At 37.0% G+C, this 6,190-nt stretch carries 6 protein-coding genes and 1 pseudogene; 2 read left to right on the forward strand and 5 right to left on the reverse strand.

Going from position 1 to position 6,190, the window contains the following annotated elements:
- Positions 1–133: 133 nt before the first annotated feature.
- From O9332_RS23380 to O9332_RS23390, 3 genes are read right to left on the reverse strand one after another with little or no spacing between them, the layout of a single operon-like run.
- Entirely contained in the window at positions 134–904 is a 771-nt protein-coding gene (locus O9332_RS23380; protein ID WP_288027637.1) for a hypothetical protein, read from the reverse strand.
- Position 905: 1 nt separating this feature from the next.
- The gene (locus O9332_RS23385; protein ID WP_193977301.1) at positions 906–2,009 is read right to left on the reverse strand and encodes an AAA family ATPase; all 1,104 of its coding nucleotides are present in this window, start codon (positions 2,007–2,009) and stop codon (positions 906–908) included.
- Positions 2,003–3,154, reverse strand: a complete 1,152-nt coding sequence (locus O9332_RS23390; RefSeq protein WP_288027638.1) for a DUF262 domain-containing protein — start codon at positions 3,152–3,154, stop codon at positions 2,003–2,005. Before O9332_RS23390 ends, O9332_RS23385 begins: the two co-directional genes overlap by 7 nt.
- 254 nt (positions 3,155–3,408) lie before the next feature.
- On the opposite strand from O9332_RS23390, the pseudogene O9332_RS23395 reads away from it, so the two are divergent.
- Positions 3,409–3,546: pseudogene (locus tag O9332_RS23395) on the forward strand (geranylgeranyl reductase); the annotation flags it as partial.
- Positions 3,547–3,699: 153 nt separating this feature from the next.
- On the opposite strand, the gene O9332_RS23400 reads toward O9332_RS23395, so the two are convergent.
- Entirely contained in the window at positions 3,700–4,641 is a 942-nt protein-coding gene (locus tag O9332_RS23400; RefSeq protein ID WP_288027639.1) for a hypothetical protein, read from the reverse strand.
- 90 nt (positions 4,642–4,731) lie between these two features.
- Between O9332_RS23400 and O9332_RS23405 the strand changes: the two genes are divergently transcribed.
- Positions 4,732–5,553, forward strand: a complete 822-nt coding sequence (locus tag O9332_RS23405; RefSeq protein ID WP_002763378.1) for a sulfotransferase family protein — start codon at positions 4,732–4,734, stop codon at positions 5,551–5,553.
- A gap of 96 nt (positions 5,554–5,649) precedes the next feature.
- Here the strand turns inward: O9332_RS23405 and O9332_RS23410 are convergent, their stop codons facing one another.
- The gene (locus tag O9332_RS23410) at positions 5,650–5,850 is read right to left on the reverse strand and encodes a hypothetical protein (RefSeq protein WP_002735656.1); all 201 of its coding nucleotides are present in this window, start codon (positions 5,848–5,850) and stop codon (positions 5,650–5,652) included.
- Positions 5,851–6,190: the final 340 nt, after the last annotated feature.

A 6,190-nucleotide genomic window follows, 5' to 3' on the forward strand; every position in this document is an offset into this window, starting at 1 on the left:
GATAAATTCTCTCTAGCATTTTCTGGCTCTCGGGGTTTAGGTCTCTAATCAATCTCATTGTATTTTCCTGCTGCTTCGTTTTTTTATGTATTATACTTCTTAATTTTTTATTTGGGTAATTAATTTTGCATGACTACTTAATTGTAGGGAGAACTTGAGAATCAGAAATTGGAAACCCGTGATAAAGTGGATAGCCATCAGAATCATAACTGTTATTGGGATGAAATACATAAAACTTGTTTTTTTCTTTTTGATATCCATAGCGTTTTTTTTTATAATCTATGGAATGATTTAAGACTTCTTGAGCTTCTTCGATTGTTAAATCCATTGGAGTTCCTTTAACACTAGGTGCGGTTCCTTTCAATGATGAATCATGTTTAGGAGTTCCAGTGTAACGAGGACATAATTTTCTAGATTGAGTAATCTGGGTTAAATTTCTGATGGTAACATTTTCAGAGGATTGGTTTTTTTCTCGAAATGTTACCTCAACGGTTTCATCAACAAAATCGTCCGATTTTTGTAAACTGAGTAAACTACCTTTAAGTTTCACCGCTCCAGTTAAAGAACTCGATGTAATATTTTTGTTGTTAAAATAGCATTCGCAAGATTCAAGCAATACTTGGTTATCGATAAATGGTCCCTTGGTTAAAATTCGTATCAACAATTTAGCCAGCACTTGCTCTTGTGGATGAGGAGACTTTATTTTTTGGCAAATCCATTGATGAATAGTAAGATTAGATAATATTTTTTGTTGAGATAAACTACTATGAGTCTGGATAGGATAATTGTTCTGTATAGGTTTTACTTCTTGGATGATATCATATAAGTTTTTGAGCAGTTCGTAAGCCTCATTGTCGTTTTTAGCTTGCCCAGTAAAAGAAAGTTCATTAATCAAAAACTTCATTTTAAAGCAACTCCATTAAATCTTTTTCCACTTGATCAAAAAATCCATCAGGCCACTGATCAATTCCTCCGTCTTGATAAAGAATGGGTGAAATAACTTCTGATACAGCTTGTCCTTGTTTCAAATATCTTTGAAAATAATGAATTCGTACATCTTGAGCATTAATTTTCTTATTTTTTACCGCTCGACGAATACCATTTAAGACATGATCACTATGAGTTTCTACTATAATTTGTACCCCACAGCTTGCCGCTAATGCTAACAGTTCTCCTATCTTAGATTGTCCTTTTGGATGAAGATGTGCTTCAGGATTTTCTAATAAAATTAACGTATCTGTAACAGATGATAATAAAGCCACAACAATAGGTAGTATATATGTAATACCAAACCCAGTATTTGTAGGACGATAAGGATTACTCAGTCCGTAAGAGTATTGTAAACTGACTAAATCCATTTCTGGATGAGATGAGATTATGATTCTAGTTCCAGGGCTAATTTCTCCAATCCAAGCTTCCACTTGATTTTTAAAACTTGTAGAAATTGCTTGAGGATGTTCTAATTTTGAATCTCTAATTTTCTCTTCTTCGTAGATAGAAAGAAAATGTGCTGTAAATTCTCCCTTACTTCCAAGCTGTTTATGCTGTTTGACTTGAAATTCTGAAATTTCAAAATGTGGACTTGGAGACATTCTTTCTGCTCGTAGATAGTAAAATTTATCAGTAAAAAGATTGGATCGGTAAATTTCTTGAGGAATAGTATCTTGGGACAGGGGAGATAGTTGAAGAACATCAGAATTAGGATCATATTCAAAAATCCATGAACTTTTACCATGATCTGCGCTGGTAATTTCAAAAGTAATTGAATCTTCTTTTGCACCTTCAAAGAGAGCGTCTTTAGCTGTTCCAATACGAACTAAATCACCATTTAATGCTAATCCTTCCTTTGGTAATAAATCCTGCTTATAGGACTGGCGAAGTAATAATAAGGATTGTAGCAAAGTGGATTTGCCACTACTATTTAATCCTGAGAGCAAAGTTAGCGGTTTTAAATCAAAAGATTGATTTTCAAAAATCTTAAAATTTTTTAACACTAATGATTCTAACATGATAACACCTCTTTTATTATTTCTTTAATTGTATCAAATCTATAGGGAACTTTAGTGGCTGCTTGAGAAACAGATTCGAGAAAATTACTATCATCTTCCATTTTTTTAATAAAAACTTCCTTGACGTTCTCCTTTCTCTCAATTAATGTTTCAAGTTCTTGTTCACTTAAATCACTCAGGGTAACTGACCAACTTTCAAAAAGAGCTTTATTGATAGGATATTTTCTTTTTCCATCTTCTGTGATTTTACGGATTTTACGGAAAGCATCTTCTCCAAAAATATTATTTGCCGCTTTCATGGCAAAAATAAACTTATTTTTGATTTCTTGTACTCGATTTTCATCTATTTTGTTTAGCTTTTTCATTGCTTGATCTAAAAAATCATCCCGACCTTTATCAGACGAATAGCAATTGTAGCTTATTAAAGTAAAAGCAATAAATCCTAAGATAAATTCATGATCGACCATGCGATTCTTTCTTTTTTGACTAAAACTTGTCAATTTTTGGAATTCTGGAATGTTTGCTAATTCCTTGAGAATTTTTATGGCTTGACCTGGATTTATCGCTTGACGAAATTCTTGTAAATTGAGAGGTAATCCCCCAGTATTAATTCTTCTAAAAATGTTATACTTAACTTTAGGTGGTGTACCAGGTTCAATTAAATACACAATAAACTCTGCTTCATTTATTCTGCGTTTATAGTTACGAGATAAATCTGAATACTTGTTCTTTTCTAATTCCTTTAAAAATTCTAGGTCTTTTAAGACAAGCTTCTCATCAAGAATAAAGCTTTTAAATGTACTCAGTCTTTGCAATCCATCTATAATTAGCCATTCGTCTTCCTCGGTTGCATCCATATAAAATGCTGGCAGAGGAATTCGTATTAACAGAGATTCGATTAATCTGCTTTTAGCCTTATCAGTCCAGATGTTAGCGTTACGTTGAAAATCAGGATTTAAGTTAATTTCTTTATATTCAATTCTTTTGATCAAAAGATCCATGGTTATTTGTTTGGTCGTAATTCTGATTTTGGTTGGATCGAAGAAGTCTGAACTTTCTTCTTCTTCTTCTTCTTCTTCTTCTTGCAATTCAGTTTCTTGGGATGTTAATTGTTCGTATGTGATATCATTTGTACTGTTTTTCATATTATAGTCCTATGAAATTGTTGGCTCTCTTATTCCTTGTGTGATAAGTTTAACTTATATAGTAGCTATCAATCTTTGTGTCCTTTGTGTCTCTGTGGTTCGTTCCACTCACTGCCCCCAGACTGTATTTTAGAATACATTTTACCCACTAAACTTGGGAGAGCCAATTGTTTTTAGAATATAGCGTACCTAAATAAAATGTCAACCCCTTCAATCCTGTTCTGACCTAGCTTGCCGATCACTCCCAAGGCAATTCCCAAAAGGACGTACAGAAGATGACTTTTGACAGTTATCTCTATAAAACCGTTGTTCCCGCTAATCCTCTCGTACAGATGAAGATTGCCGCTAAAACTATCGGTTCTCTCCTGCGCGGTAACGCTTTGGCCCCTTAAAATCAATTCATAACCAGAAAACCCAATCTCCGGCGGTGGTTGGGTTTTCTTTTGGGTTGTTCCTTCCTGTCTTCTCTAATTCAAACAAAAATATCGCTTCACCAGCAATCTCTAAGTACCACCTCACCTCAAATCTAGAGAAATAACGCTCTTTTAATACCATAATTCCGGGATCAGGTCATAATAACCAGCTTGGGTCGGTGGGTAAATACCCGCTTCGATTTTTTCGATAATAGTCGGCCAAGCTTGCCTAAAAGCGGCAGAGCGCTCGTTGGGGTGCAGAGTCCAACCCTTGGCATTGGTGAGAGTGGCGCGATAGTAGTTGCTTTGTTCTAGGGAGCGAGAAACCATAATTTCCCAAGAGTCGAGTTTTCCTTTGCCAGTCAAAATATTCCCCCAAGCTTTTAAACCATCGGGTAAATGATCGAGAAAGGTATTTTTATAAGAGCGCCAGAGGGGGGTGATCGGTAAAAGGCGATCGTAGCGACGACAATTAAGTAGATAGGCACGACTACCAAAAAATTTAAATTGATAGAATCCATCGGGATTTTTCGTGCAGGGATGCTGAGAATAAATCGTACCATCGGGCCGCGGTGGACCGGACAAAGGACGCACAAACATCATTTCTGGATGGGTTTCCATTAACTCGATCCCTTCGCAGATCCAACTGTAATCCGGTTCTTGGTAGAGCATCATGTCGCTGTCATAATGAACCATATAGTCGCTGCGACAGGACTCGATTTTGAAGATCGAGCCGAAAATCGGATAACCTTTGTAGTTATGGGTGGAACGGAGGGGACTGCCGAAATGCTTTTGATAGATGCGCTGACGATAGCTGGGATCGTAGTTAAAATCCACTAGGCGATCGATTATGCCATCTTTAACTAATTTTTCACCACAGGCTCTTAACTCCTCCATTGTACCCAGTCCGGGGCGATTAACCTTTTCCCCGCTTAAAGGGGCCGTGTCAATAGCGAGTACCTTTTCCTCGAAGGGAAACTGACTCATTTTGACTAGATGGGGAATAGTGTTCATCATAAACCAGACATCGGTTCGCGCCGTAAAAAACCAGAGCGAACAACTTGGCAATCCCATTTTGTATAAACCTCACTTTTGTTTGGGTCTTAAATGGGATACATTATAGGGGAATCTTCGCGACAAGTTGACACAATTCCTTATTAACCTATGACTATAGCCCTCGATCGCTTACCCCAATCTTGGCAGGGTTTAACCCATCGTTTAACTTATAAGTATTTTCAGGTACGCATTGATACACCCAAAGACCCCTATAAAATTCTCTTTCGTCCCCAACCCTATCAGGTTTTATTTATTCTTAGCCATATGCGATCGGGTTCGTCTTTATTGACCCATATCCTCAATTCTAATCCTGAAATTATCGGTTTTGGCGAAACTCATCTGGTTTATGAGAGTGAAGAGGATTTTAAAACTTTAATGTTTCAACTCTACTGGCGTTTGAAAGATTTAAACATGAATCATAAATATATTTTAGATAAAGTTCTTCATGATCAGAAGTTTTTAGATCATAGTTTTTTGCAATCTGATCCGGTTAAGACCATATTTTTACTACGAGAACCGCAGCGCACTTTAGCTAGTATTCTAGATATTAAACCCCATCAAAACGAGCAGCACGCCCTGGGTTATTATACCGGTCGTTTAGCCACCTTAGAAAGTTATGCTCAATTAATTAACAGCAAAGAAAAGAGTTTATTTATCACCCACGATCAGGTATTAAACCAAAGTCAGTTGGTTTTTAATAGTTTACAGAGTCATCTCGATACGAAAACGGGATTTTCTGAAGAATATCGAGTTTTAAAAACCACTGGCAGCCGCGGTATAGGAGATTCTTCCGAGAATATCAAAGCGGGTAAAATTATTAAACAAGCCAGAAAATTAGATATAGAAATTTCCGACGCTGTTTTAACCCAAGCCCAAAAAGCCTACGATCGATGCTACGAAACCCTCAGTCATTATTGTCATTGTATCTAAGCTGAATTGGGGATTAGTAATAGCCTTGATTCTCTCCTCCGAGTCCCAAGAAAATCCCCCTAACTCAACTCTAAGTTGAGCATTTAAAAGGTCTGATTAGCCTTCAATATTAGCAATTGTAAAGCCCATCTGACACTCGTAGAGATTGGGCTGTTGGCTTCCTCCTTTACCCAAGGAGTGACCACAGCCTAGTTTACCCTCTCGCCACCGGGGTTGTCCCTGCTGGTTGGCTAAAAGACAGCCCTGACAGACAGAACCCGTATCGAGAATGTGTTCGTCGGTTAAAATCACTAACATGACGTTCACCCCCATTGATCTCCGATCACTTTTGTCTCTATTGTAAGGGGTTTTTTCTGAGATGTAGTGGCGCGCTATACATTCCGCTACTTTTTGGTTTTTTTTCGCCTGGACTCTTCTTATGCAGAAGATTAGTCCTTCAAAAGGGATAGTCATTTCAGATAAGTCTGATACGATTCAATCTTAATTGAAGTGACTATAATTAGGGCTTGCTGAATAAATCTAAAAACCTTGTTGGATAAGGCTTTTAGACTTTTTTTCCCTCAAAAAGTGCCGACCATTGGAGGGATCGGGGGTAAAATTCAGGTACTTTTTCCCTGAAAATTAGGTAACTGACTAC

It is taken from the genome of Microcystis sp. LE19-10.1B, assembly GCF_027530565.1.
GTDB classification, from domain to species: Bacteria; Cyanobacteriota; Cyanobacteriia; order Cyanobacteriales; family Microcystaceae; genus Microcystis; species Microcystis aeruginosa.